Raw genomic sequence first — 23,269 nt, forward strand, 5'->3', positions numbered from 1 at the left:
GTTTATCAATACGTATTGACAAACAATAAGGGGGAGTCATGAGTACAAGTGTACAGTCTGGCAAAGTCTCAGAAACGCCGGTGCGAGCAGCCGTTGTCATTGTCTGGATCATCGCGATCTCCGCTGCGGTTGGGAGTGCGCTCGAGGTCTTCGTGACGATCGCGGGCCGTGTTGTTCTCGCTCTCAATGGAACGGATCCACGACTACCACTCACGAGTTTGCCCCAGATCAACCAAGCTGAGCTTCGCGAGGGCGCTACTGGCTATCTCGTGGACGCCCCGGTCTGGCTACGGGTTCTCTGCGCAACCCCGGCCATGCTTTTCATCCTCATCGTGATCGCCGCTGCTGTCCTTATCACGCGAGCACTGCACAGGATCGCAGACGGACGACCCTTTTCACCCATCGTGAGACGGAGTATCGCCGCGCTCAGCTTCATCCTCATTGCAGGCGGTCTCCTCTATGGTCTTCTCGACACCCTTGCCGGCGGAGCGATCTTCGGCGTCGCCAGCTCATTCACCGAAGGTGTTCGGTTTCCCCTTGGAGCTGACTACGTGGTGACCAGCACCAACATCCCTCGCTGGCCGTTCTTCATGATCAGTTCCGGAGTCGTAGGCATCGCCCTGTCCACAGCGTTCAAGGCAGGAGCACGTCTCGAGGAAGAAGCTGATGGCATTGTCTAACCAAGAGGAGGTACGTGACGCAACAGGCGAAGACTCATTATCAAAGCACCGCATCGAGTGCCATCTGGACAAGGTTCTCGAACAGCGAGAAATGACATTGACAGAACTATCTCGTCGCACCGGTATCACCATGGCCAATTTGTCCATCTTAAAGACAAATAAGGCTAAAGCCGTGCGTTTCACCACCCTCACAGCCATCTGCGACGTCCTGGACACTACCCCCGCAGAACTCATCACCATCCGACAACGCTGATGGCAAGCAACGTGGCCATAATCTTTGACCCTGAGCCTGAGTCGGGCGTGACTCAAGTCGACCTGTAGTGGCGGAAGGAAATCCACCCCTGAACCGCGGGCTCCACGGTGGCTCAGGTGGTGAGCCGCTCTTGGGCGTCGAGTTTGAAGACTCCGGTGACGGTGCGGAAATAACTTAGACGTGTTCAGCCGGGACAGGGTCGACGTCGTTCGCGTGAGCCAGTTCCGCGGTCTCGTGTCCGCTGAGACCTGAGCGCAGTTCGTCGAGACGCACGAAGATCACGCCGCCCACAATCAGCAGACCACCCGCGAGCTGCATCAGACCCGGCAGCTCGCCCAGCATGATCCACGAGGCCAACACGGCGAAAAGTACCTCGGTCAACGCTACGAACGAAGCCACCTTGGAACCCAGCCGCTGGGCGGCCAAGATGCCGGTCACGTAGGACGCTACGGCGGCAACGAGCACCAGGGCCAGGACTGGAACCAGCCAATGCACGGCCTGGCCCGCGAGCGTCACATCACCGAAGGCAAACTCGAACGGCATGACACCTAGAACGCCTAGAACCCCAATGGAGACAGCGCCAACCATCATGCCGCCGCCAGCCATCACCAGCGGCGGGAGGTCGTCGTCGACCTTGGCCGACATGATGAAAAATACCGCCAGTCCAACGGCGGCTGCGAGAGCGTAGAGCACACCGATCGGGTCCAGAATCTGACCGCTAAACACGTCAAGGACCAACACGAGCCCCAACATGGCTACGGCCGCGCCGATCAGGGTAAGTTTCCGCGGCGCCTGTCGGGAACGCAGCCACAGCCAGCCGACCACCATTACCGGGGCCAGGTATTCGAGCATCAGTGAGACGCCAACCGACATGCGCTGGACGGCGTTGAAGTAGAAGAACTGGCAGAGGGCAATGGCCATGATGCCGTAGATGGTCAGGCTGAGCCAGTTGCGGCGCAGGATGCCCCACCGGCCACGCAACTGCATCGCAACGGGGATCAAAAGGACGACGGCGGCTCCCGCAATGCGAACTCCGACGGCTGCTCCCGGGCTCCAACCGATATCCAGCAGTGACTTGGCAAACGGGCCGGAAACACCGAAAGTGGCTGCTGAGACCAGGGCGAACCAGAGTCCTGAGACCGAAACTGTGCGGTTCTGCTCCACGTGCTTCCTCCTTCCGGCCCCGAGCACAGGTGTGCTGTCAGGGGTAAAGTATGCTGATGGTAATGACATTAGACGGTCAACAAGTCAGGAGTCAAAACCATGTTTGCCAATGACACCGATATTGCTCTCGGGTCCGTGGTGGCGCTGATCAACACTGGCAAGGAGGAACAGGACAAGCTACTCACCCACGAGGACCTCGACCGGTTTCTGAATGCCGAAAAGTTCACCGGCTCCCGGACCCATGACAATAAAGAACTCCACGCAGTCCAGCGCCTGCGCACTCAACTCGAGGAAATCTGGTCCGCCCCCGAAGTCGAAGCCGTTGAACGCGTCAACCGGATCCTGCGTGAATCCAGAGCGCTCCCCCAACTCGTCAAACACCACGACTGGGGCTGGCACCTGCATGCCACCACACCAGAGGCACCGCTGGAAGTGCGCATGGCCACCGAGGCGGCCATGGCACTCGTGGACGTTATCCGTACACAAGAGCTGGAACGCCTGCGGATCTGCGCGGCCGAGGATTGCAGCGCCGTCGTCGTCGACCTCACCCGAAACCGCTCCAAGCGGTACTGTGACGTAGGCAACTGCGCCAACCGGGAGCACGTCAAGGCGTACCGGGCGCGCAAGGCCAACGCGCCCACCGAACAGGAAGTCTCATGACAAACCAGACCGACCTGACCGACTTCGTGAAAGCTACGAATCAGGGTGAGAACCCGGAACTTTACGAGGTGGAGAACCTCGCACTGGACCGGGAGGGCACCGTCTGGGATGCACTGCAGCGGATAGCGCCGTGGGAGGGTAAAACCATCCTCGATCTCGGGTGCGGCTCAGGCTTCTGGCTGCCTCGGTATGCCGAGGCAGCAGCGGAAACAATCGGCGTCGAGCCTGATCCGGACCTCCTGCCCGAGGCAGAGTCCAGGACGCCGGGCGCACGCGTCCTTTCCGGTTCCGCGGAACACATTCCGCTGCCCGATGCGAGTGTAGATGTGGTCCACGCACGGTTCGCCTATTTCTTCCCGATGGTGAACAACGACTGCACCGCCGGGCTGGAAGAAGTCCTTCGGGTCCTGGAGCCGGGCGGAACCTTCGTGGTGATCGACAACGACCACCAGCACGGCGAATTCGCGGATCTACTGGCTAAGAGCCCATGGGCCATTGCCGGACAGGGCGAGGAACGATTCATCAACGAGTGGTGGGCCGGACACGGCGCGGACCGCACCGAAGTGATGAGCAGTTGGACGTTGGACTCAGAAAGTGACCTGCGGGACGTTCTGCATCTGGAGTTCCCGGCCGACGTCGTCAACCCCTGGCTAGAGGCACATCCTGGCCGGACCCGCCTGACCTACGGTTACGTACTGCACCACCTGAAAAAGTAGGAGCTACTTCTCGGGGTTTTTGGGCTGCGGGCGCTTCACTGGCTTTCCGTCGCGGCCGATTGAACCAGCGCCGCCAGGGATTTTTGCCGAGCTGCGGTTGATGCCTGTGCCTTGGCCCAGGGATTCCTCGTTGGGCTTTTCCGTCATCAACAACATGGCCGAGAAGACCAGCGAGACGATAAACGCGATCCCTGCGGCAGTGAAGCCCAGGTCCCAGCGAAGCTCTCTTGCGCCCCCGCCAGTAGCGAAAATCATCGTGGCAATTCCAGCTATAGCCGCAAGCACCACCGAGAAGATCAGGGGTGCCTTGACCGAGCTCCGCTCTTGCGAATTGCCGGGTGCACTCTTGGTCACTGTGTTCCTCCTCGACTGACGCCATACCCACGTTCTACCGCTCGTAGAACAGGGTCTAGATCAAGTTTACGCCTTCACGGCTCTGGTCGGCGCCTCGTGCCGATACGTCAGCGCGGCAATCAGCAGGAACACAGCAATAATGACCGCTGCACCGCCCACCACACCGAGCAACGCATGCGCCTGCAGCTGAACGAACAACGGGAGGAACAGCGCAGTCCCCACACCGACGACGCCGGTCACCAGCCAGTCGCGGGCGACGGCCAACTGCTTCCGCAGCTTGGCCCACAGCACCAGTTCGACGACGCCCGACCCGCCCAACGCGATGACCGCCGCCACCGTGAAGCCGACTGCGGTGGGGATGATGAACGCCAATACGGCGCCGGTCACAAAGAGCCCAGCTTCCACAATGAACAGACGGCGGGCCGATGCAAGTGAACGCCCACGGCTCATAATCCAGACAGCTGCACCGCTAAGAAGAAAATATAGTCCCCCCGCCACTGCGAGGACGGCCAGAGAAGGGTCCTGCCAAAAAATGGTCACCGCACCGAAAACGGCGGCGACGGCGGCGCGAAGCAGAACCGGTTTCCAGACTGCGTTCAATGATGTTTCAGGGCTGACAGAAGACACCACACAAGCTTAGGCCGAGAAGGGCACCCCCTCGAACAGCGGACTCCTTGACCCCCTGTTCGCTCAAGCTAATACGTACCAACTGCGTGAGAGACTTACGATCATGGAACGCCACGATCCCGATCCCACCGGTAATGAACAAGCCATCCTGGAACAGTTTCTCGACTATCACCGAGTGACATTGCTCCACAAAGCCGAAGGCCTGACCGCGGATCAACTGCGCCAGCCACTGCCGACGTCGTCCCTCACCCTGGCAGGGCTACTGAAGCACCTAGCCTGCGTGGAGGACTACTGGATCCAGGTCCGCTTCTTGGGTGATCCTGAGCCGGATCCATGGGCAAGCGCACCCTGGGACGATGACCCGGACTGGGATCTCCACAGCGCCGAACACGACGACCCCGATGCGCTGCGCGGACTCTACCGGTCTGCGTGCGAGCGCACCCGTCAGTCATTGACCACAGCCAGCCTCGATGACCTGTCCGTGGGCGTCAACCGCGAAGGTCAACAGTGGAATCTGCGCTGGATACTGACCCACCTGGTCGAGGAAACAGCCCGGCACAACGGTCATGCCGATCTGCTCCGCGAGGCGATAGACGGGTCCGTCGGGGAGTAACTGAGCCTTTACGGTGGCTTTACGAGCGGCGCTTCTCCTGATCGAGCTCGGTCAGGTAAGCGGCGTTACCGCGAAGCGCAGCCTCGTAGCGCGCCACCTCCGGGGTTCGAATACTGTCGGCGGCGAGTTCGAGTAGTTCGGCTACGGCTGCGTCACTTCTTGAAGCAGCGTGCAGCGACAGAGCCAGGAACAGGCGCACCGAATCGGACTCCGGAAACTCCGCCCTTGCCCGTTGGAGCGCCGCCAGCGACTGCTCATGCAGTTCCAGGTTGCGCAGCGTGCTCCCGTACTGCAACAGGCAGCGACGTAATACATCGCCGTCGAGCCCGCCGTCGAGGGCCTGTTCATAGTAGCCGCAGGCCTGCTCTTCCTGCCCGGCGGTGTCGTACGCGCCAGCGACCTCATACAAGACCACGGGATTCTCTGGGTTAGCATCCAGCAGCTCGAGGAAGTACTCGATGGTGGGCTGCATGTTCTCCCGGTCGCGCCCGGCATAGCCCTGTTTGATGGCGGCCTCAAGCTCAGGGGTCAGTGTCGATGGCATGCACTCTGTTTACCCGCCGATTGCGGCGAGACCTAATCTGGGGCCTTCACCTCGTAATCTGGTGCGCTAGTCATGGGCGACGGCGCCAAGCCGCTTCGTGATCGCCCCGCGGATTGAATCGTGCTGCGGCCCGAGCTGGAACGCCTCGCTCTGCCAGTTCGCTTTGGGATAGAACCACACCGGAAGCCGTCGCAGTTCCTCCGGCTCCCACTCGTAGCGAGGCCAGATGTGTGCATGGAGGAACGGGTCCGCGTTGCCGAGGATTTCTATGTTGACGCGTGTAAAAGCCGGGTCTAGCTCCCTACAACTTTCCTCGACGGCCTCCGCCAGGGCATCCAGACTCTGAAGGTAAGACAATCTGGCTGAGCGGGACAAGTCACTCAACCGATCAACACCGGGTTGATCCGTGATCAAGAGTGAGTAACCCAGTAGCCACTGAACATCGCCCATGACAGCAAAGCCAGCGTCCATGGTCGCCATGACCGTAGGGTTTCGTCCTTCAATCGCCGACCGCACCCGGTCCTGTTTCCATAAGTCCATGCGCTCATTCTGGCTCATGTCGGTCCGTGGAGAGGTACCGGGCATGTTGCGTGCTGACCGCACCGGGAAAACCGGCCCCGATCAATGCAAAGCGTTCCAGCCGGTCCGTTGTTCTACATCGCAGCAACAAAGTTCTCAGCGTGGGTCACGACATCCCGGTGTGCATCCATCGACGCACCCCAGTCCCCGGGGATCTGAAGCCCATGATCCGCGCCGGCAATCTCGATGAACGTGCTCGCCTTTTCATCCCTTCGACCTCCGTCCCACAATTCGTCCCGGGACCCTCCGATGAGCACGTCGCGCCGTGATGTGGCGGCCAGTGTGGCTCGAACTTTTTCGTCGGTGAGTATTGGGGTTAACCACAGTCCGGGTATGTCGGCTTCATCAGCCCACGGTATGCACAAGGTGCCAAAAGACTTGGCGACAATCAACGTGGTTTCCGTAGTAGGGGCGTCGGCGATGGCCTGCTGGGCTGCGTTGGCTGTGTACTCATACGGCTCACTGCGCGCAGCATCGTCAAGCGTCCATCGAACCGCCTGCACGTGCCAGCCGGAGCCCACCAGCATCTCGGCCACCCAGAAAAGAAGAGGAGCTTCCACCGGGTAATTCGCACCGGGAAGAAGAACAGCCACTTTTGCTTGGTCAGAGTTGGCGCTAGAACCGCGCCACGCGAAAGTTTCCATAGAAGCATGGTGGCACGTTAGGGCCGCCACCCCAATCGACTCTGCAGTAGATGTCGTTCTCACACCTGAGAAGTGCACGTACTGCAGAGTCGATGGATGGCGCCAGGCAAAGTGGCGGGCCGAGAAAGCCCGGCGTTACTCCTGACCGGAGGTGTCAGTCTCGGCGTCGTGGCGTGCGCGCAGAGCTTCGGCGTCGTGCTGTTCCTCCGCCTTTTCCTCGCGAACGACCTCGGTGAGGATCTTCACCATCTCCTTGGCTACGCCAGCGGCGGAGACTGGATTCTGCCCGGTGACCAGGCGATCATCCACTATCACCTTCTCCTCAAAGACATCGGCGGAGACGTGAGTGGCGCCCTCAGCCTCCAGCCGGTCCGCCAGGAAGAACGGGATCACAGAGTCCTTACCGGCAGCGCGTTCCTCGTCATTGGTGAAAGCAGCGACTTCCCGCCCTTCCACCATCCGGAAGCCATTGGCCAACTCCACGTTTAGAAGCCCTGCGGGTCCGTGGCAGACCGCCCCAACTACACCGCCATCGTCGTACACTGACGCGACCAGCTTCTGCAGGCCCTTGTTATCCGGGAAGTCCCACATGGTGCCGTGCCCGCCCACCAGGTAAAGGGCGTCGTACTGGTCGGCGTCGATTACGTCCACCTTCGCCGTGTTGTACAGGCCGGCCCGGGTTGCCTCATCTGAGGTGAAGTCCTTCTGGATGGGGTCGGATTCGTCGACGTCGTCCTGCGGCGGCTGCCCGCCTTTAATGGACGCGAAATCTACAAAGTAGCCGGCGTCCTTGAAGACCTTCCACGGATGCGCGGCCTCGGCCACGTTGTAGCCGGTCTTCTCGTCCGTGTCACCCATGGTGTCGGTGCTGGTAAGTACCAGGAGAATCTTCTTCATGTCATGCTCCTTAAGATCGATATTCCTGCGTGGGCGAAGTAAGCCGCTTAGTGACAGGCTAGTGGTTCAGGTCGCTCAGAATCATCCCGACATCCGAAATTCAGCTATGCGCCGGTCCGCATCCACGCATCGTTGCGGACCCGCCACCCCAGTGTTACTGCGCGCGCAGCCATATATCCCAGCGCAAAAGCGACCCACAACCAGGCAATACCAGCGACGCCGCTCAGCTCGGCCGAATACACCCACACCAGCAACGGCAGATACACCACCAGATTCACGACGCCGGCGAGCGCCAGGTAGCGTGCGTCGCCCGCACCGATCAGCACGCCGTCGAGCACAAAGACCAGGCCGCAGATGGGTTGGGACGCCGCCAGAATCCAGAGTCCGACGGTGAGGGCGGCCCGGACGTCGTCGTCGGGCGTGAAGATCCAGCCGGTAAAGGGCGCGACGACGGCCAGGACCGCACCGGTGATCACCCCGAATCCGAGGCCCCAGGTGATCATTCGCCGCGTCAATGCGTGGGCTAGCGGTTTGTTGGACGCGCCGAGTTCCTTGCCGATCAAGGCCTGTGCAGCGATAGCGAGGGCGTCAAGGGCGAACGCCAGCAGGGTGAACAGCGTCATGACGAGTTGGTGGGCGGCGAGCGAAACCTGCCCCTGATCCGTGGCGACGAACACGGTGGCAAGGATTGCCACGCGCAGGCTCAGGGTCCGTAGCATCAGCCACGACCCCACGTGCGCGGTAGACAGAACGCCCACCCACCTTGGCAGAAGCGGAACCGCGTTCGCGTTTGAGTACCGGACCAGCATGGCGATGTAGACGGCGGCCATGCCCCATTGCGTGATACTGGTACCCAGCGCGGCGCCTTTAACGGACATATCAAGCCCATATACCAGCACAAAGTTCAGCCCAATGTTGACGGCGAATCCGATCCCGGCGACCAGCAACGGCGTCTTGGTGTCCTGCAGCCCACGGAGCCCACCGGATGCGGCGAGCACCACGAGCATCGCCGTCAGCCCGGGGATGGAAAATCTCAGATAATCGACGGCAAACTGGTGTACCTCGCCGTCGGCCCCCATTGCAGAGGCCAGCGCTGGCGCGGTGATCCAGCCGGCAACTGACAGGATCATTCCGAGCACAACCGCCAGCCCAACGCCGTCGCGCCCGGCAGCCAGCGCATCCCCCATGCGCCCAGCGCCTAGGTAGCGGGCCACCGCGGGAGTGGTGGAGTAGGCAAGGAACACCATGAGCCCGACGGCGGTCTGCAGCACAGTCGATGCCAGGCCGACGCCGGCCAGCTCTGTGACACCAAGATGTCCGACGATTGCGGAGTCCGCGATCAGAAAGAGAGGCTCGGCAATGAGCGCCCCGAGCGCCGGAACCGCCAGGCGAAGGATGGATCTGCTGAGCTCGCGCGTGGTGGGAAGTGCCGTGGTCACCGGTCAAGCCTATGGCAAGGGCTGCGCTGGCCTGCCTCGTGATCTGTTGTGCACGTTGCGGGCCGCCGATTGCCGCGCGGGCCCCTGACCTGCACGATAGGTGAAAGGTCCTTGCCCGCTACCTGCACGAGAGGCGGCGCTGTGATTGACTTAGGGCCAACCGAAGGACGTGCTGATCATGAGCAACGAAGTGAAGAAGAGCGGCGGATACCGGACGACGGTAGGTTGCGCCCTCCTGGCCATCAGTTTGATCATTTTGCTGCCAATCGCCATGACTGCCATGGACAGCGGCTCTGCCTCAACAGCACTGTTTATTGCAGCAGGAATCGTGGCAATCGTGGGCATCTTCCTGATGGCGAACGGCTGGAAGACGCGTAAGCAATTCGATAACCGCGTGCTCTCCTATGACAACGCCTCAGAACACGACGGCGAACCGGCACCCCCTCCGCCGATGCATGCCCGCCGTGCTGGCTGGGCCGACAGACCCGTTAATCACATGGGTAACAACACGCTGGGGCCCGATCCTAAAGCTCGCGACCGCAACTAGTCAGCCCAGTCTGGCGAGCTCCGAACTAAGGTTGGTGCGCGCGGCGGTCTCCCAGAGGCGTCGCGCGGCCGGGATGCGGAAGATCGGATCCAACCTCAGTAAACTGCGGACGACGTCGGCCCTGCCAGCCGTGAACTGTTCATCCGGCACGTGCGCATACTCTTCACGGACGGCGTCCACGTAGCGTTGATACGCCGGAGTGTCCTGGCCAAGGACGGACAGATCCGCATCGCACAGCAGTTCTGCGTTCGTATCGCCAGGCTGCGGATTATGGTGTGCGGTGATCCGCACCAATCGGCCCACCTCGGACACTTCGACGCCGTTCAGCCCTGCCCAGTCCAGCCGATTCTCCGCCAAACGAGCCGAACGCTCCTCATCTCGGCCATCGACGCCGTCGTACACCGCATCGTGGAACCAGGTGGCAAGCAGCACGGCGCGCGGCGGTTCCGGTACGAGGAGCTCAAGGGCTTCCAGAACAGCCAGTAAATGCGTGCGGTCGTGATATCGGCGGTGGCTCTCCCCCCATCGCGCGATCAGCTCTTCACCCAAAGATTCCGCGCTGGGCATATAAGTGTTCCACCGCTTCAGCAACGGTCGTGAAAGGCTGGAGTTCCGCCGTCGGGCAGGGATCCGGAGTCCGCTCGCAGACAGGATCCGCACCAACTTGCCGCCATCGACCGTGCGCGCACCGCGGGCCACCAGGGCCGCGCAGCGGTGGGCGGCGACGTCGTAGTGGTCCTCGTCGAAAGCGCGCCGACGAATACCGCAGTGAGCGGCGAAAGCGTGAAGCTCCTCGATCGACTCGTCGGAGATCAGGTGGGCGAACAGCGTCCCATGCGCTGGCCACATGGGTGTATCAAGATAAATGGCCACACTGGGCAGTTTAGAACAGACTCAACCGCCAGCTACAGACTGGATGATCAAAAGTTCCTGCCCCTCATGCAGGGGCGTTCGCAGGCCGTCGAGGGTGCGGATGTCATCGCCGTCGATGTACACGTTCACATACCGTCGCACGGACCCGGTCTCGTCACGAACTCTACGATCAAAGACGGGGTGATCCTGGGCCAACGCTTCCAGCACTGCGCCCACAGAGGCAGCGCCCTCGGTGATCACCTGTAGATTCCGCTGGCCACCCGTGTGCTCGGCCAGCAGCGCGGGGATAAGGACTGAGACCTCCACTAACCCTCCACCCGCACAACCCGGACGCACAGTACGTCTGGCAGGTTCGAGGCCGCTTCGATGAACGAGTCGCCTTCGTCCGCGCTGGCGTACACCGAGCCGCCACGCGTGCCGAAGTAGACTCCCGCTGGGTCATCGTCGTCCACACAGGCCGCATCTCGCAGGATCGCGTTGAACTCCACCGGCGGCAAGCCACTCTCCAGCGCCGACCAGGTGGAGCCGCCGTCGCGCGTTCGATGCACCGCGAGCCGGCCGCCCGGGGGCACACGTTCTCCGTCGGCTTTCAGGGGAATGACCCATGCTGTGCCACCGCGTCGAGGATGAGTGAGCATTACGAAGCCAAAATCTGCGGGCAGCCCGTCAGCGATGGATTGCCAGTTGTCCCCGGCGTCGTCCGTTCGGTACACCCCGTGATGATTCTGCGCGAAGAGTGTAGTGGGCGTCTCCGGATCACGGGCAACCTTATGCACGCACTGCCCAAACTCCGGGTTCGGATCCGGCATGAAGTAGGCCGAGATTCCCTTGTTCCGCGCCTCCCACGATTCACCGCCGTCAGTGGAACGGTAAACGCCGCCAGCGCTGATCGCCACGTGAACGCTGTCATCAACGGGACTGGGAAGAACAGTGTGGGCAGCGGCACCACCATAACCTGGCCCCCAGTCTTTGCGGTGCGGGTGGTCCCACAAACCGCGGTTCAGCTCGAAGTGCTCACCGCCATCCGTCGATTTCCACACTGATATCGGTTCACATCCGGCCCAGACGACGCCGGGGCGATCCTGCGTGTCCGCCTTCAATTGCCAGACGCGACCCAGTGCCTCGCCCGTGTCCTCCGGGAAAAGGATGGCGCCCTTGTCTGGTTCACTCCACGACGCGCCGAGGTCGTCTGAGTGCAGCACCGTTGGCCCCCAGTGCTCTGAGCGGATGCCAGCCAGGACCCGGACGCGCTCATTTCTGGTATCGAATTCGACGCTCGCAACCTCCTCATTGAGGAAATGTGGCTGGGAAACTTCCCATGATTTTCGGTCGCTGCTCGTGGCGAACCACAGGCCCTTCTTGGTGCCAATGGCCAGAATGGTGGAAGACATAGGGCTATTGGACCACTCGGACAGCTAGCGCGCAACAGCTTTTTGTTACGTAGATCACATGCCGTCTATTGATGTGCAGGAAGAGAAACCCGTTAACGCAAGCAGTGCCCCGACTCCCAGGGAGTCGAGACACTGCACACAACCTTGCTCCCTGGTTTAAGGAGCCGGAGCTTACTGCTTAGGCAGGCAGCTGCAGGACGCCACCGGTGAAGATGAGGTCTGCATCGATCAGAGTGTCAGCATTGAGCTGGAATAGGGCCTGCCATCCGCCATCGATGTCGAGCTTCTGAGCAATGGTGCTCAGGGTGTCGCCGGACTGGATGGTGTAGGTCTCGCCACTGGCAGCAGGCGCCTGAACGGCGGGAGCCTGAACGGCGGGAGCCTGAACGGCGGGGGCCTGTACCGGTGCCTGTACAGGTGCCTGTGCAACAGGGGCTGTAGGCGCCTGCACGATCGGTGCCGAGGACTGAACCTGGACGGGAGCAGGCGCTGGTGCCGGTGCCGGTGCTACTGCGGGTACAGCTGCACCGCCGCCGCCGGCCAGACCAAGCTGTGCCGAGCATGCGGGCCATGCGCCCCAGCCTTGGGTTGCCTGTACGCGCTCTGCAACGGCAATCTGCTCTGCCTTGTTTGCGTTGACGGGTGATCCCTGGCCACCGAAGGCTGCCCAGGTGCTCGGGGTGAACTGCAGACCGCCGGAGAAACCGTTGCCCGTGTTGATGCTCCAGTTGCCGCCGGACTCGCACTGTGCCAGTGCGTCCCAGGTGGACGTGGAGGCTGCATTCGCTGCAACTCCGGTGCCTGCTACGCCTGCGCCAGCGATGACGGCGACTGCGCCTGCACGGCGGAGATTACGGCTGAGTGTGGAATTCTTCATGTGTGGATGCTCCGTAAGGTCACCTGCGCTCCATCCGTCCCCGGACTTCTTCGCGTCGCCATCTACCCGTGTGGTATTGGGTTTATTCTTCCGGTGTCTGCCGTGTCGACGGCGTGCGGTGTAAGACAGCACCGAGCATGATTGCCGCGTCTCTTCACGCAGCCGTTCCCGCAGGAACACATACAACAGTATGGGCTTTGAAAAACGATGCCAAATCGATATCAACGTAATCGTGTCGTTATCGTTCAGCAACCCGACTCTGACTAGGCATGATGGAGAAACCTGTGAATTCGGACATAATAATCCTCGTCGGGCGTGTTGGATGCACCGCGAAAGTCTATGGGAGGCTGAGTTATGTTCACTATCGACCAATTGGACCTGCCAGTTGTTGGAGCCCCCATGGCCGGAGGTCCATCTACACCTGAATTGGCCGCCGCTGTCACCAACGCCGGTGGTCTTGGCTTCCTCGCGGCGGGCAACACGTCCGCGGGTGCCCTCAAACACGCGCTCGAGCGCACTCGCGCTCTGACGGATGGACCGTTCGGAGTGAACATTTTTGTTCCGGACCATGCCAATGAGGCCGCCGACCTCCCCGATCCGCGGCTGCGAACTGCCGCGGTCCAAGCGTTCCGGCAGCAGCTGGCCCCGGAAGTCGCCGCTCTCGGCATGGAACTGCCTGCGCCGGACGCGGAAGCCGACGACTATTGGGCTGCCAAGCTGGATCTCCTCCGGAACGCCGGAGTTGCCGTGGTGTCCTTTACTTTCGGGCTGCCCTCCGCCTCTGTGGTGTCCAGCCTCCACCTGAGCGGCAGCACAGTCGCCGTTACGGTCACAGACCAGCTCGAAGCCGTGAGCGCCGTGAACAACGGCGCCGATCTGCTGTGCGTTCAAGGGCCCTTAGCCGGCGGGCACAGGAGCACCCACTCCTTGATCCGTATTCCGGGGGACACTGCTCTCCCGGAGTTGGTGCGTGACGTCCGGGCCGCCGTGGGTGTACCGCTGATTGCCGCGGGCGGCATCTCAGGTCCGCATGATGTGGTGGAACTTCTCGACGCCGGAGCGGACGCGGTGCAGATAGGTACTTTGTTGCTGCGGTGTCCCGAGTCCGGTGCCGCGCAGGCTCACAAGGACGCCCTCGCCGACCCGTCCTTCACAGATACCACGGTGACGCGCGCCTTCTCCGGACGATGGGCCCGCGGTCTTACCAACACCTTCATCAGGAAGCACACCGCACACGCTCCGGCCGCGTATCCGGAAGTGAACCAGCTGACGAAACCCCTTCGCGTGGCGGCCTCGAACGCCAAAGACCCACAGTCCATGGGACTGTGGGCCGGTCCGCAGTTCGCGCTAGCTACCGAAAGTCCGGCAGCCGACGTCGTGCGCGGACTCTTTGAGCGCTAGCGGTTACTCCGGGAATTCCGTGCGGAAGCCGATCATCTTATGGGAGCCGTCGCAGTAGGGCTTGATGGCCGAGGCCCCGCACCTGCACAACGCCACGGTCTGGCGATCACGGGGGAGTTTTTCGCCGGTGGTAGACACGATCTCGAAGTTGCCCCGGACCAGAATGGGACCGTCAGGGCAGACGACGACGGCGGTATCCGGTTCGGTATCTCTCTCTTTATTCACGGGCTATCTCCTATGCCGCAGCTGGCAGTGGCGACAGCAGTGAGGATTTGCCCGATTGCCACGCGGCCATGGTGCGCTCCGTTGCCCATAAGTCCACGGTGAGAGCCGCGCACGCGCCGAAGTAGATGTCTTCGAGGAGATGGGGTTCAGCCTCAAATAACCCACCGGCCAGATCCCTTCCGGCAATCTGCTCGTGAACGGCGTCGGCTTCCACATGCTCGTCAAAATACCAGGTGACGTCCTTGTCAAAACCGTGTCGACGGAACCCGTTACCGTAGAGCCTGTTCGGTTGTGATGAGGTCATTTCGTAGGCCGCGAGATGCCCGACGATGGCTCCGCGCAGTCGCCGATTCAGCCCGAACAGGGACATCATGTTCGTACCCGCCAGGGTCAGCGCGGGGATGGCGTTGATGTAGCCTCCGAAGTTATCGTCGAGCCCTAGTCCGCGCATGGTTTGCGCAAAGAGCGCCGAGTGCATGCGGTGTTCGCGCCCGCCGCCGTACTCATCGGCCTGGATCTCGACCATGGCCGCCTTGGCGCGTCCCTTGAGCCGTGGGATCGCCCAGGTGTGCGGGTCTGCTTCTTTCAGCTGATAAACCGACTTCTGAATCAGGAACTCCCGGAGTTGCTCCAGCGTGGCCTCCTTCGCCACAAAGCTGGACATGGACGGGCCGCTGTCCTGCCCGGTCAGGTCGAACAACACTTCGGCGACGTCATCGCTGGTCTTCGCTTCGAGGGCGGGAAGCTCGACGGCGGCGCGGAGCTCCGCTTCAAACGCCGCTTCGATGGCCTGGCGGGCGGCGAGCAGGGATACATTCCATTCCCAGCGTTCATCCGCGCCGTCGAACCCGCCGTAATGCAGCTCGTACAGGCAGAAAAGTATGAGCTGGATGTCGTCATCGGCGGAGATTTTCGCGGTTTTCGCGATGGCCTCGGAGACCTGTGCGCCAAACTGACCGACGGCGTCGTTCGTTTGGTTTGTTGGCTGTTCTAGGATTCCGATCAGGCTGGAAGAGAGAGGTCCGCGGGGACTGGGAAATTTCATGTGCTTCTCCTGATGAGGACAACCGGGCTTAGCCGATTATATGCAAGAAAAACGGACCTGATAAGCACACTTGCTTAGTTGTCACCCTGCTGGTCAGTGTCATCCGCGTCAGGAGCCATCCTTGATGTCTTAAGCCGGATTGGCCACACGCTGCCCTAGGCCTTTTGCACTGTGATGGTCCATTCGGCGTCGCCGCGGCGATCAAAGTTGGTGACCGGGTAGCCGCTCTCGGCGGCCCAGCGTGGGATGGAGTCCGTTGCTTGAGTGCAGTCAAAATTGATGACCAGTTCGTCACCAATCGGCAGCTCAGCGATAGCCGCTTTAGCCTCGACGAGTGGGAACGGGCAGACCTGACCGTCGGTTTCCAGAATGTGCTGTGCCATGGTTGTGACTCTCCTTAGTGTGAGTTAGCTGACGCGTGCGGTGGCCAGAGCCGTCGTCGTACTTGCGTTTTTACCGTTGCTACCGGGGGTGATGAAAATCCTTGCGGCCACGCCGGTTCCGATGATCATGAAGACCAGTGACACCCACCCCTGATAGCCAAATACGGCCGTGTTGACCATGGCGTTGCCAATTGTGCAGCCGCCGGCCCACGCCGCGCCGATGCCCATGAGTGCGCCGCCGCCAATGCTGCGGACTGCCTGCGAGGAATCCGGAACCCGGACCTTGAATTCGCCGCTGGCTTTCGCTGCGATGAAGGAACCGACCAGCAGGCCAAGAACCAGGAGCACACCCCAATCGACGAGCTCAACATCACCGGTGATGAAAAAGGAAGCAAGGTTCGACGACGGCGTAGTGATACCAAGACCCGATTCGCGGCCCGTCGCCCAACTCAGCGGCCACGCCAGAATGGCGATGACACCAATGACGACAGCCGTGGTGAACGCACCCCAGTGCTTGTCAAAGAGAGCCTTAGCGACGCCGGTGCGCTGCGAGGGCAGGGAAGCGATGTTCAGTTTCGGTTTGCGCAGTTGATGGCGGACGGCCAACCCGACGCCGGTAAGCAGGAAGGCGACCGGCACCCAGGGGCTAACACCGAGGGTTGTGTGGAAATTCGTGAGTGGAACGGTCACTGAACGCAGGGCATCGGTGGTTCCCGCCAACGGTCCAGACTTGGAGATCGCGGCAAACAACGCGTAAGCGGCCAGCGCGATCCACGATCCAACGAGTCCTTCACCGGAGCGGTAGTAGGTGCCTGTGGCACAGCCGCCGGCCAGAATAATGCCGAACCCGAAGATGAAAGCACCGAGGATGGTGGCCAACCAGGCGAAAGCATCTTCTTGCAGGGTGATGACGCCAGCAGCGTCGAGGGCAAAAACTCCGACGCTCTGGATGGCGACAACCAGCATGAATGCCGTCAGCCACCGTGTGTTGCGGGAGAGCCAGATGTCGCGGAATGCGCCAGTGACGCAGAACCTTCCGCGTTGCATGACGAATCCGAGTGCCGTACCGAGGAGGAGACCTGTTATCAACATGGAACTACGGTGCCCGGACTGGTGCCGCTAAGCCAAGGGAGGTTACCTGCGGTTGCCTGCGGTTACGTCGCGAGACGTCGTGTGGCCTTGAACTTGCCATGATGACCCGTTAGTCCACTTCTATCGGTCGATTCGACCTAACCATCCCTGGACATTCGCCGATAGTTAAACATGTGTATTTCATGACCGAGAGAAGCGGGGCCAGCCATGTCCATTAGCGTGCGCACGCGTCTTTCAGCCATCATCGGCATGCGGAAACGGCACACCCGAATCGTGGTTCTGCTCATCCTCGCCTATGGTCTAGCCCGGCTGTTGAACGACGACGGCTTCGACCCCATCATTGACGGCTGGTTAGGCATACTGGCTGAGGGCTCCATGGCAGCCGTAGCGTGGTTGGCCTTTCGCCGGGCCACCGTTGCTCGGCCAGAAGTTGGCTGGGCTGCCGCAGGCATAACGGGCCGGGTCGTCGCTGATTGTCTCTACCTATTGCCGACCTCGAACATTGAACCTGGATCGTTGTTGTTCGCTGACGTTTGCTACCTGCTGTTCTTCCCATTCCTCCTCTGCTCGTTGGCGGTGCGTGCACGACGCCGACTGGCCGCCGTCGCCTTCCCTGCTCTGCTGAATAGTGCCGTGGGTGCTTTTGGTGCCGCAGCGATCCTGGCGGTTGTGCTCCAACCCGTTATTGGGCAGGCACTGCAACCAGGGTGGACGGCTACGGTTACCGTCCTTTATCCAATTTTCGATATGGCCTTAGTGGCTGTCATCGCAGGAGTCGCAGCTTTCCAGACCGTGGATGGAAACCGGCTATGGGTTCTTCTCGTGACCGGGCTCCTACTGATCAGCACCGGCGACGTGGTCTATGTGCTGATGGAGCAAAGTGGTACCTATGCCGTCGGTTCAATGGTTGACATCACGTGGGGGGCAGGCATGCTGGTCCTCGTTCTATGGATAGACGAGTTAGCTGACCGGCAGGAACCACTGGTTATCGACGATGGTCGCAACCAGATCCTCATCGTCCCCGTCATCGCGACTTTGGCGGCCCTCATCATCCTGTTGCTGGGCACTCAGCGACACATTTCACTGCTGGCTTTGCTGCTGGCCAGTACCACTCTGATTCTCGCGGCTGTTCCCCTGGTATTCCGCCAGCGCATGCTGCACCGCATCACCCGCACCGACGAGCTCACTGGCCTGCCGAACCGCAGAGCCCTCTATGCCGATGCGCCAGCCCGGTTCAAAGGCCGGTCCCCCAAGCCGCAGGCCCTGATGCTCCTGGATCTGGACCGTTTCAAAGAGGTCAATGACAGTCTTGGGCACGACGTCGGCGATCTCCTCCTCATGCAGGTTGCCTCACGTCTGGGTCTGGAGCTGGGACCGGAGGACCTATTGGCGCGGCTGGGCGGCGACGAGTTCGCGGTCCTTCTGCATGATTCCGAGCGCGACAGCGCTATCAACAAGGCCTCCGCCATCGGCGATGCTCTGGCCGAGCCCTTCGTGCTCGAAGGCATCACCCTGCAGACCAGTGTGAGCATCGGGATTGCTCTCTTCCCCTCGCAAGGCATGGACTTGCGTCTGCTGCTGCGCAAAGCGGACATGGCCATGTATAAAGCGAAGTCGGCCCACACGGGGCATCACGTCTACCAGAGTGAGGACGATAATCACGGTGACCAACGGTTGCGCACCTTGCAGGAACTGCGCGAGGCGCTACTCACGGACCAGCTGGTTCTGCACTACCAGCCCAAAGTCGCCCTGGAGACCGGACAGATTCAAGGGGCGGAAGCACTGGTTCGGTGGAACCACCCGGAACGCGGCCTTCTGCCTCCCGTCTCGTTCCTTGCGCTGGCCGAAGAGTCCGGGCTCATGCATGAGCTGACGCTTGTGGTGCTGGGCAAAGCCTTGGACCAGGCCGCGCTGTGGCAGGAACGTGAGACCCCGTTGGCCGTTGCAGTCAACGTTTCCGCCAGCTCTCTGGTGGATACCTCTTTCCCTGACAAGGTCGGTGCCATGCTCGCTGAACGTGGTCTTACCGGACTAGCACTGGTGCTGGAGATCACTGAGGATTTCTTGATGGGCGACAGGGACCGTGCCCGCTCTATCCTGACCCGCCTCCGGAGCCAGCGCGTGCAGATTGCGGTCGACGACTTCGGCACCGGCTACAGTTCCCTGTCCTACCTTCGGGATCTGCCCATTGACGAGCTAAAGCTGGATCAGTCCTTCGTGTTTCCCATCGTCGATGACCCTCGTGCGGCGTCCCTGGTCGCGTCAACGGTGTCTCTGGCCCACGGACTGAATCTGAGGATGGTCGCTGAAGGTGTGGAGAGCCGCGCCGTTTACGATCAGCTCACCGGGTACGGCTGTGACCGGGCACAGGGCTTCTACATGTCGCGGCCGTTGCCTGCCGCAGAGTTCGACCAGTGGATCACCACCCGTGGCACCGCCGGCTTTGTTGGGGAGGTAGACGAGCCGGTGACCGTCTAGGGATTTAACGCCCTACGCGGAAAGTTTTACCGACAGCATTCACAGGCTGAAGCGCCCGACGTCGGTTCCTCCGATTCGTGTAAAACAGCGTTTGGCGCACAGCAGGCGTCCCCTTTCCACGCCGAGATCCCCTCCTTGACCGCGAACCCGGCAATGACCAGTGCCGCCACCGGATCCGCCCACGACCAGCCGAGCGTGCTGTTCAGGAGCAATCCGACCAAGACGACAGCGGACAGGTAGGAACACAGCATCGTCTGTCTGGAATCGGCGACGGCGGAATTCGAGCCTAGTTCGCGGCCTACCCGACGCTGGGTCAGCGATAACACAGGCATCACGACAACGCTGACGGCGGCAAGCGCAATACCGACCGACGAATGATCAGGGACGCTTGCGCCCAGAAGGTCACTGACCGCGCCAACACTTACCAGCAACGCCAAGCCAAAGAATGAGAAGGCGATCAGCCGCAACGCGGCCTTCTCCCGCGATTGCGGGTTGCCCGCGGAGAACTGCCATGCGACGGCGGCGGCGGAAAGGACCTCGACCACGGAGTCCAGCCCGAACGCGACCAAGGCGGCAGACGAGGCCACAGCCCCGGCAGAAATCGCCACAATGGCTTCCACGACGTTGTAGGTGATCGTTGCAGCCACGAGAAGCCGGATTCGGCGGGTCAGCACTCGCCGTCGCTCACCGGCTGCGACGTCCAGATGCAGATTCTGTGCGCTCATCAGCAGCACTCGCCATCATTCGTGAGGCAACATTCAGGGGCGGCCAGCATGACCACTCCGAGGAGGCTGGACAAGGCTTCGCCCAACTTGGCATCGGCCAGTTCGTAGCGAGAACGACGCCCTTCGGGTACGGAGACAACGAGTCCGCAGCCTCGAAGGCAGGACAGGTGGTTTGAAAGACTCTGTCGGCTGACGCCAATAATTTCCGCCAAGTCGCTGGGATAGCCGGGTCCGTCGTGGAGGGCGAGAAGGATGCGCGCCCGCGTTGGATCCGAAACAGCAGAGCCGAACCTGGCCAGCACGGACGAATAATTCAGCGTTTCCATAGATCCTACGGTACACGCTTTGATGAATACATTAGTAGCTGTATTGATTGGTCGGTTGCGCTGCTGTCTTGTCACTCAACGCGCAGGCCGCAGTACAGTGACTCAATGACGAACGAGCACGCCGCGGACCTGTACGACGCCGTCAACAACTGGGGCGCAGACGACGACTACTTTCTGAATTTCGCCACCGCAGTTCCTCAGGGCCGTGTCCTTGATCTCGGCTGTGGGACAGGTCGAATCACGTTGGCCATCGCGCGCACTGGAGACTTCACCGTCACTGGCGTGGATCCGGATCCTACGTCGTTGGGGGCTGCGCGTAATAAGCCGCAAGGTCAGATCGTTGAGTGGATCGACGGCGACTCCCAAGCAATTCCTGCCGACAGGCGATTCGATGTAGCGATCATGTCTTCCAACGTGGTCCAAGAAATTCTGGATGACGACGAACTGGCCCGCACCTTCGCCGACATCTTCTCGTGTCTTGCCGACGATGGTCGATTGACCTTCGATGCCCGTGATCTGAGGGCGCGAGGCTGGGAGGCGTGGACCAAAGAACGCAGCCACAAGCTAGTTGAACTACCCGGCGGACAGAGCCAGCACTGGTATCAGACCACCCATGTTGGCGAAGAAACCGGCATGATCGACTTCTGTTCCCATGAGATCGGTCCGGAAGGCGTAGAAAGCATGGAATGCGGCCCCCTTCGCTTCCGCTCAGAAGAGCTGCTGCGGACCATGTTGATGGATGCGGGATTCATCGTCCAAGACGTATATGGGGGCTATCGACATGAGACGGTTGAAGACGGAATCGGCTCTCTCGTAGTCGTTGCACGCAAGCCAGCAACCCGTCGCCACCTCAACCGTCAGGAGCCATCGTCCGTGCCCGAGCAGTCACCCCGTAAAGCCAAACTGCAAGTAATTCTCGAGGTCATTCGAACAGAGCAGCTCAGTCCCGGCATGGTCCGCGTCATCGCGGGCGGCGAGGGATTTGCCGCGTTCCATTCCAACGGCCATACGGATCAGTACGTCAAAATCTTCTTTGCCAAGCCGGAACTTGGACTCATTCCGCCCTACAACTTCGACGAGCTCCGAGAGAAGCTGGCCCCGGAGGACCTTCCGACAACCCGCACCTACACGGTCCGCTGGGTCAATGAGCACACGCAGGAACTCGCACTCGACTTCGTGATCCATGGCGACGAAGGGCTTGCCGGGCCCTGGGCCGCGCGAGCACAGCCCGGTGACACATTGGTTTTCCGCGGCCCCGGCGGTAAATACTCACCCAATCCCGACGCCGACTGGTACCTCTTTGTCGGCGACGCCGCAGCACTCCCGGCCATCGCAGCCGCCATCGAGCAGTTGCCGCCAACCGCCGTCGGGCACGCCATCCTTGAAGTGCACACCCCGCAGGACCGGTTGCCTTTGAATACCCCGGCCGGGATCCACGTGACCTGGTTGGATGAAGCGCCCGACGGCGGCCTGGCAACAGCAGTCCGGGCCCTTGAATGGACCAATGGACAGGTGGACGTTTTTGCTCACGGTGAGCGCGAATCCATGAAGGACTTGCGGCGGCTATTCAAGGAGCTGGGCGTGGACCGTTCGCAGCTGTCCCTATCCGGATACTGGGCACGCGGTCGTGCCGAAGACCGATTCCAGGCAGAGAAGCGCGAACCGATCGGGAAGATCTTCGAGGACTGAATCAGTGCCCGAACGCCATCCGGAGTCCTAGGGCCAGCATAACGACGGCGATCACACCGTCGAGGATGCGCCACGAAGACGGTTTGGCAAAGAACCGCCGCAGCTTCCGAGCCCCGAACCCGAGAGCGGAGAACCAGAAAAAACTTCCCGCTATCGCTCCCGCGCCGAACCACCACCTCAAATCGGGGCCCTGGCGGTTGGCAAGAGTGCCCAGCAACATCACCGTGTCCAGATAGACGTGTGGATTCAGCCAGGTGATCGCCAACATGGCCAGAACGGCGTCCCGCATCCCGGTAGCGCGATCAGGTTTTGACACTTTGAGACTGCCGGGCCGCAGGGCGCGCTTGGCTGCCAGCAGCGCATACCCAATGAGGAAGGCAGCGCCGACAAGCCTGACCACGTCGACCAGCGCGGGCACAGCACCAATGATGGCACCGACACCAAGTATGCCCAGGGTGATAAGGATGGCGTCGGACACGGCACAGATAAGGATCAGGACCGTGACGTTCCTGCCCTGAATACCGTGGCGAAGCAGGAAAGCGTTCTGCGCGCCAATAGCGATGATCAGCACGAGCCCGCTTCCGAGGCCCAACAGCAAAGCCTGAATCGTGTCGAAGGTGTCCACAACGATAGTGTGCAGGTTCACTAGGACCACCGCCAATTGGCTATAGTTCCCGTAACACGTCCTGTCCGGATCGAAAGGAACAGCTGTGAAGAAGATATCTTTGACTGCTTTGGCCCGTCACGAGTTGGTTCATGCCAAAGAAGCTCCAAGCGGACGCAGTGCCAAGACGGTATTCGGCGGTCATGAGCATGTGATGCGTCAGACCCTAGTGGCGATGCGCGCCGGTGTATCCATGAGTGAGCACGAGAATCCAGGCGAGGCCACCCTATGGGTTATCCAAGGCCGAGTTTCTCTCATTTCCGGCGAGAATAATTGGGAAGGTTCGGGTGGAGATCTCATCATCGTCCCGGACGCCCGGCACAGTTTGGAGGCTCTGGAGGACTCGGTCGTCGTCCTAACGGTTGCCAAGCGATAGCTGTGGC

Annotated in this window: 29 protein-coding genes; 10 read left to right on the forward strand and 19 right to left on the reverse strand. The window is 61.2% G+C overall.

Features of this window, described 5'->3' with window-relative positions:
- The first annotated feature begins 38 nt into the window (after positions 1–38).
- Together JOE65_RS01420 and JOE65_RS01425 are read left to right on the forward strand one after the other, a co-directional pair.
- On the forward strand, positions 39–680 hold the full coding sequence (locus tag JOE65_RS01420) for a hypothetical protein (protein ID WP_205161566.1): 642 nt from the start codon (positions 39–41) through the stop codon (positions 678–680).
- Positions 667–933, forward strand: a complete 267-nt coding sequence (locus JOE65_RS01425; protein ID WP_205161567.1) for a helix-turn-helix domain-containing protein — start codon at positions 667–669, stop codon at positions 931–933. The genes JOE65_RS01420 and JOE65_RS01425 overlap by 14 nt, the downstream gene beginning before the upstream one ends.
- A gap of 174 nt (positions 934–1,107) precedes the next feature.
- On the opposite strand, the gene JOE65_RS01430 is transcribed toward JOE65_RS01425, so the two are convergent.
- Positions 1,108–2,097, reverse strand: a complete 990-nt coding sequence (locus JOE65_RS01430; RefSeq protein WP_338021519.1) for an EamA family transporter — start codon at positions 2,095–2,097, stop codon at positions 1,108–1,110.
- Between the two features lie 99 nt (positions 2,098–2,196).
- Here JOE65_RS01430 and JOE65_RS01435 point away from each other — a divergent pair, with 99 nt between their 5' ends.
- The gene (locus JOE65_RS01435) at positions 2,197–2,757 is read left to right on the forward strand and encodes a CGNR zinc finger domain-containing protein (RefSeq protein WP_205161569.1); all 561 of its coding nucleotides are present in this window, start codon (positions 2,197–2,199) and stop codon (positions 2,755–2,757) included.
- A complete protein-coding gene (locus JOE65_RS01440) occupies positions 2,754–3,473 on the forward strand; it encodes a class I SAM-dependent methyltransferase (protein ID WP_205161570.1) in 720 nt (239 codons plus the stop codon). The genes JOE65_RS01435 and JOE65_RS01440 overlap by 4 nt, the downstream gene beginning before the upstream one ends.
- A gap of 3 nt (positions 3,474–3,476) precedes the next feature.
- Here the strand turns inward: JOE65_RS01440 and JOE65_RS01445 are convergent, their stop codons facing one another.
- Positions 3,477–3,827 (reverse strand): hypothetical protein, encoded by a 351-nt coding sequence (locus JOE65_RS01445; protein ID WP_205161571.1) that lies wholly within the window; start codon positions 3,825–3,827, stop codon positions 3,477–3,479.
- 66 nt (positions 3,828–3,893) lie between these two features.
- Complete coding sequence (locus tag JOE65_RS01450) at positions 3,894–4,454, reverse strand: hypothetical protein (protein ID WP_205161572.1); 561 nt, start codon at positions 4,452–4,454, stop codon at positions 3,894–3,896.
- A gap of 103 nt (positions 4,455–4,557) precedes the next feature.
- Between JOE65_RS01450 and JOE65_RS01455 the strand changes: the two genes are divergently transcribed.
- Complete coding sequence (locus JOE65_RS01455; RefSeq protein ID WP_205161573.1) at positions 4,558–5,067, forward strand: DinB family protein; 510 nt, start codon at positions 4,558–4,560, stop codon at positions 5,065–5,067.
- A 19-nt stretch (positions 5,068–5,086) separates the two neighbouring features.
- Here the strand turns inward: JOE65_RS01455 and JOE65_RS01460 are convergent, their stop codons facing one another.
- From JOE65_RS01460 to JOE65_RS01480, 5 genes are all read right to left on the reverse strand, one after another.
- The gene (locus tag JOE65_RS01460) at positions 5,087–5,611 is read right to left on the reverse strand and encodes a tetratricopeptide repeat protein (protein ID WP_205161574.1); all 525 of its coding nucleotides are present in this window, start codon (positions 5,609–5,611) and stop codon (positions 5,087–5,089) included.
- A gap of 66 nt (positions 5,612–5,677) precedes the next feature.
- Positions 5,678–6,151: an HIT family protein gene (locus tag JOE65_RS01465; protein ID WP_205161575.1), complete on the reverse strand. Its 474-nt coding sequence runs from the start codon at positions 6,149–6,151 to the stop codon at positions 5,678–5,680.
- A gap of 113 nt (positions 6,152–6,264) precedes the next feature.
- Positions 6,265–6,834, reverse strand: coding sequence for a hypothetical protein (locus JOE65_RS01470; RefSeq protein WP_205161576.1), 570 nt, complete (start codon positions 6,832–6,834; stop codon positions 6,265–6,267).
- Positions 6,835–6,969: 135 nt separating this feature from the next.
- Positions 6,970–7,731: a type 1 glutamine amidotransferase domain-containing protein gene (locus tag JOE65_RS01475; RefSeq protein WP_205161577.1), complete on the reverse strand. Its 762-nt coding sequence runs from the start codon at positions 7,729–7,731 to the stop codon at positions 6,970–6,972.
- Between the two features lie 104 nt (positions 7,732–7,835).
- On the reverse strand, positions 7,836–9,170 hold the full coding sequence (locus tag JOE65_RS01480; RefSeq protein ID WP_205161578.1) for an MATE family efflux transporter: 1,335 nt from the start codon (positions 9,168–9,170) through the stop codon (positions 7,836–7,838).
- A 178-nt stretch (positions 9,171–9,348) separates the two neighbouring features.
- On the opposite strand from JOE65_RS01480, the gene JOE65_RS01485 reads away from it, so the two are divergent.
- Complete coding sequence (locus tag JOE65_RS01485) at positions 9,349–9,717, forward strand: hypothetical protein (protein WP_205161579.1); 369 nt, start codon at positions 9,349–9,351, stop codon at positions 9,715–9,717.
- Here JOE65_RS01485 and JOE65_RS01490 read toward each other — a convergent pair whose 3' ends face one another.
- The 4 genes from JOE65_RS01490 to JOE65_RS01505 all read right to left on the reverse strand — a co-directional run bounded on the left by JOE65_RS01490 (position 9,718) and on the right by JOE65_RS01505 (position 12,858).
- The gene (locus JOE65_RS01490) at positions 9,718–10,590 is read right to left on the reverse strand and encodes a DUF4031 domain-containing protein (RefSeq protein WP_205161580.1); all 873 of its coding nucleotides are present in this window, start codon (positions 10,588–10,590) and stop codon (positions 9,718–9,720) included.
- A gap of 21 nt (positions 10,591–10,611) precedes the next feature.
- Positions 10,612–10,896, reverse strand: a complete 285-nt coding sequence (locus tag JOE65_RS01495; protein ID WP_338021520.1) for a MoaD/ThiS family protein — start codon at positions 10,894–10,896, stop codon at positions 10,612–10,614.
- Positions 10,896–11,981 carry a WD40/YVTN/BNR-like repeat-containing protein gene (locus JOE65_RS01500; protein ID WP_205161582.1) on the reverse strand — a complete coding sequence of 362 codons (1,086 nt, stop codon included), beginning with the start codon at positions 11,979–11,981 and terminating at the stop codon, positions 10,896–10,898. Before JOE65_RS01500 ends, JOE65_RS01495 begins: the two co-directional genes overlap by 1 nt.
- A 178-nt stretch (positions 11,982–12,159) precedes the next feature.
- Complete coding sequence (locus tag JOE65_RS01505; RefSeq protein WP_205161583.1) at positions 12,160–12,858, reverse strand: LysM peptidoglycan-binding domain-containing protein; 699 nt, start codon at positions 12,856–12,858, stop codon at positions 12,160–12,162.
- A 354-nt stretch (positions 12,859–13,212) separates the two neighbouring features.
- Between JOE65_RS01505 and JOE65_RS01510 the strand changes: the two genes are divergently transcribed.
- Positions 13,213–14,259, forward strand: coding sequence for an NAD(P)H-dependent flavin oxidoreductase (locus tag JOE65_RS01510; protein WP_205161584.1), 1,047 nt, complete (start codon positions 13,213–13,215; stop codon positions 14,257–14,259).
- A gap of 3 nt (positions 14,260–14,262) precedes the next feature.
- Here the strand turns inward: JOE65_RS01510 and JOE65_RS01515 are convergent, their stop codons facing one another.
- From JOE65_RS01515 to JOE65_RS01525, 4 genes are all read right to left on the reverse strand, one after another.
- Entirely contained in the window at positions 14,263–14,484 is a 222-nt protein-coding gene (locus JOE65_RS01515; protein WP_205161585.1) for a CDGSH iron-sulfur domain-containing protein, read from the reverse strand.
- Between the two features lie 10 nt (positions 14,485–14,494).
- Complete coding sequence (locus JOE65_RS01520; RefSeq protein WP_205161586.1) at positions 14,495–15,529, reverse strand: iron-containing redox enzyme family protein; 1,035 nt, start codon at positions 15,527–15,529, stop codon at positions 14,495–14,497.
- Between the two features lie 155 nt (positions 15,530–15,684).
- The gene (locus JOE65_RS14990; RefSeq protein WP_239536578.1) at positions 15,685–15,912 is read right to left on the reverse strand and encodes a sulfurtransferase TusA family protein; all 228 of its coding nucleotides are present in this window, start codon (positions 15,910–15,912) and stop codon (positions 15,685–15,687) included.
- 24 nt (positions 15,913–15,936) lie between these two features.
- Complete coding sequence (locus tag JOE65_RS01525; RefSeq protein ID WP_239536579.1) at positions 15,937–17,004, reverse strand: YeeE/YedE family protein; 1,068 nt, start codon at positions 17,002–17,004, stop codon at positions 15,937–15,939.
- 207 nt (positions 17,005–17,211) lie between these two features.
- Between JOE65_RS01525 and JOE65_RS01530 the strand changes: the two genes are divergently transcribed.
- Entirely contained in the window at positions 17,212–19,482 is a 2,271-nt protein-coding gene (locus JOE65_RS01530) for a putative bifunctional diguanylate cyclase/phosphodiesterase (RefSeq protein WP_205161587.1), read from the forward strand.
- Positions 19,483–19,508: 26 nt separating this feature from the next.
- Here the strand turns inward: JOE65_RS01530 and JOE65_RS01535 are convergent, their stop codons facing one another.
- Both JOE65_RS01535 and JOE65_RS01540 read right to left on the reverse strand, forming a co-directional pair.
- The gene (locus JOE65_RS01535) at positions 19,509–20,207 is read right to left on the reverse strand and encodes a cation efflux transmembrane domain-containing protein (RefSeq protein ID WP_205161588.1); all 699 of its coding nucleotides are present in this window, start codon (positions 20,205–20,207) and stop codon (positions 19,509–19,511) included.
- Positions 20,207–20,533, reverse strand: coding sequence for an ArsR/SmtB family transcription factor (locus JOE65_RS01540; RefSeq protein WP_205161589.1), 327 nt, complete (start codon positions 20,531–20,533; stop codon positions 20,207–20,209). Before JOE65_RS01540 ends, JOE65_RS01535 begins: the two co-directional genes overlap by 1 nt.
- Before the next feature lie 105 nt (positions 20,534–20,638).
- Between JOE65_RS01540 and JOE65_RS15405 the strand changes: the two genes are divergently transcribed.
- The gene (locus JOE65_RS15405; protein WP_205161590.1) at positions 20,639–22,222 is read left to right on the forward strand and encodes an SIP domain-containing protein; all 1,584 of its coding nucleotides are present in this window, start codon (positions 20,639–20,641) and stop codon (positions 22,220–22,222) included.
- Position 22,223: 1 nt separating this feature from the next.
- Here the strand turns inward: JOE65_RS15405 and JOE65_RS01550 are convergent, their stop codons facing one another.
- The gene (locus tag JOE65_RS01550) at positions 22,224–22,868 is read right to left on the reverse strand and encodes a LysE/ArgO family amino acid transporter (RefSeq protein WP_338021521.1); all 645 of its coding nucleotides are present in this window, start codon (positions 22,866–22,868) and stop codon (positions 22,224–22,226) included.
- Positions 22,869–22,932: 64 nt separating this feature from the next.
- Between JOE65_RS01550 and JOE65_RS01555 the strand changes: the two genes are divergently transcribed.
- Complete coding sequence (locus tag JOE65_RS01555; protein WP_205161591.1) at positions 22,933–23,262, forward strand: cupin domain-containing protein; 330 nt, start codon at positions 22,933–22,935, stop codon at positions 23,260–23,262.
- Positions 23,263–23,269 lie beyond the last annotated feature (7 nt).

The organism is Arthrobacter roseus (genome assembly GCF_016907875.1).
Taxonomy (GTDB): Bacteria; Actinomycetota; Actinomycetes; order Actinomycetales; family Micrococcaceae; genus Arthrobacter_J; species Arthrobacter_J roseus.

What these genes read in the sequence shown, in the direction of transcription:
- JOE65_RS01420 (WP_205161566.1), top strand. Translation starts at nt 39, where the DNA reads ATGAGTACAAGTGTACAGTCTGGCAAAGTCTCAGAAACGCCGGTGCGA.
- JOE65_RS01425 (WP_205161567.1), top strand. Translation starts at nt 667, where the DNA reads ATGGCATTGTCTAACCAAGAGGAGGTACGTGACGCAACAGGCGAAGAC.
- JOE65_RS01435 (WP_205161569.1), top strand. Translation starts at nt 2,197, where the DNA reads ATGTTTGCCAATGACACCGATATTGCTCTCGGGTCCGTGGTGGCGCTG.
- JOE65_RS01440 (WP_205161570.1), top strand. Translation starts at nt 2,754, where the DNA reads ATGACAAACCAGACCGACCTGACCGACTTCGTGAAAGCTACGAATCAG.
- JOE65_RS01455 (WP_205161573.1), top strand. Translation starts at nt 4,558, where the DNA reads ATGGAACGCCACGATCCCGATCCCACCGGTAATGAACAAGCCATCCTG.
- JOE65_RS01460 (WP_205161574.1), bottom strand. Translation starts at nt 5,611, where the DNA reads ATGCCATCGACACTGACCCCTGAGCTTGAGGCCGCCATCAAACAGGGC.
- JOE65_RS01465 (WP_205161575.1), bottom strand. Translation starts at nt 6,151, where the DNA reads ATGGACTTATGGAAACAGGACCGGGTGCGGTCGGCGATTGAAGGACGA.
- JOE65_RS01470 (WP_205161576.1), bottom strand. Translation starts at nt 6,834, where the DNA reads ATGGAAACTTTCGCGTGGCGCGGTTCTAGCGCCAACTCTGACCAAGCA.
- JOE65_RS01475 (WP_205161577.1), bottom strand. Translation starts at nt 7,731, where the DNA reads ATGAAGAAGATTCTCCTGGTACTTACCAGCACCGACACCATGGGTGAC.
- JOE65_RS01485 (WP_205161579.1), top strand. Translation starts at nt 9,349, where the DNA reads ATGAGCAACGAAGTGAAGAAGAGCGGCGGATACCGGACGACGGTAGGT.
- JOE65_RS01500 (WP_205161582.1), bottom strand. Translation starts at nt 11,981, where the DNA reads ATGTCTTCCACCATTCTGGCCATTGGCACCAAGAAGGGCCTGTGGTTC.
- JOE65_RS01505 (WP_205161583.1), bottom strand. Translation starts at nt 12,858, where the DNA reads ATGAAGAATTCCACACTCAGCCGTAATCTCCGCCGTGCAGGCGCAGTC.
- JOE65_RS01510 (WP_205161584.1), top strand. Translation starts at nt 13,213, where the DNA reads ATGTTCACTATCGACCAATTGGACCTGCCAGTTGTTGGAGCCCCCATG.
- JOE65_RS01520 (WP_205161586.1), bottom strand. Translation starts at nt 15,529, where the DNA reads ATGAAATTTCCCAGTCCCCGCGGACCTCTCTCTTCCAGCCTGATCGGA.
- JOE65_RS14990 (WP_239536578.1), bottom strand. Translation starts at nt 15,912, where the DNA reads ATGGCACAGCACATTCTGGAAACCGACGGTCAGGTCTGCCCGTTCCCA.
- JOE65_RS01525 (WP_239536579.1), bottom strand. Translation starts at nt 17,004, where the DNA reads ATGTTGATAACAGGTCTCCTCCTCGGTACGGCACTCGGATTCGTCATG.
- JOE65_RS01530 (WP_205161587.1), top strand. Translation starts at nt 17,212, where the DNA reads ATGTCCATTAGCGTGCGCACGCGTCTTTCAGCCATCATCGGCATGCGG.
- JOE65_RS01535 (WP_205161588.1), bottom strand. Translation starts at nt 20,207, where the DNA reads ATGAGCGCACAGAATCTGCATCTGGACGTCGCAGCCGGTGAGCGACGG.
- JOE65_RS01540 (WP_205161589.1), bottom strand. Translation starts at nt 20,533, where the DNA reads ATGGAAACGCTGAATTATTCGTCCGTGCTGGCCAGGTTCGGCTCTGCT.
- JOE65_RS15405 (WP_205161590.1), top strand. Translation starts at nt 20,639, where the DNA reads ATGACGAACGAGCACGCCGCGGACCTGTACGACGCCGTCAACAACTGG.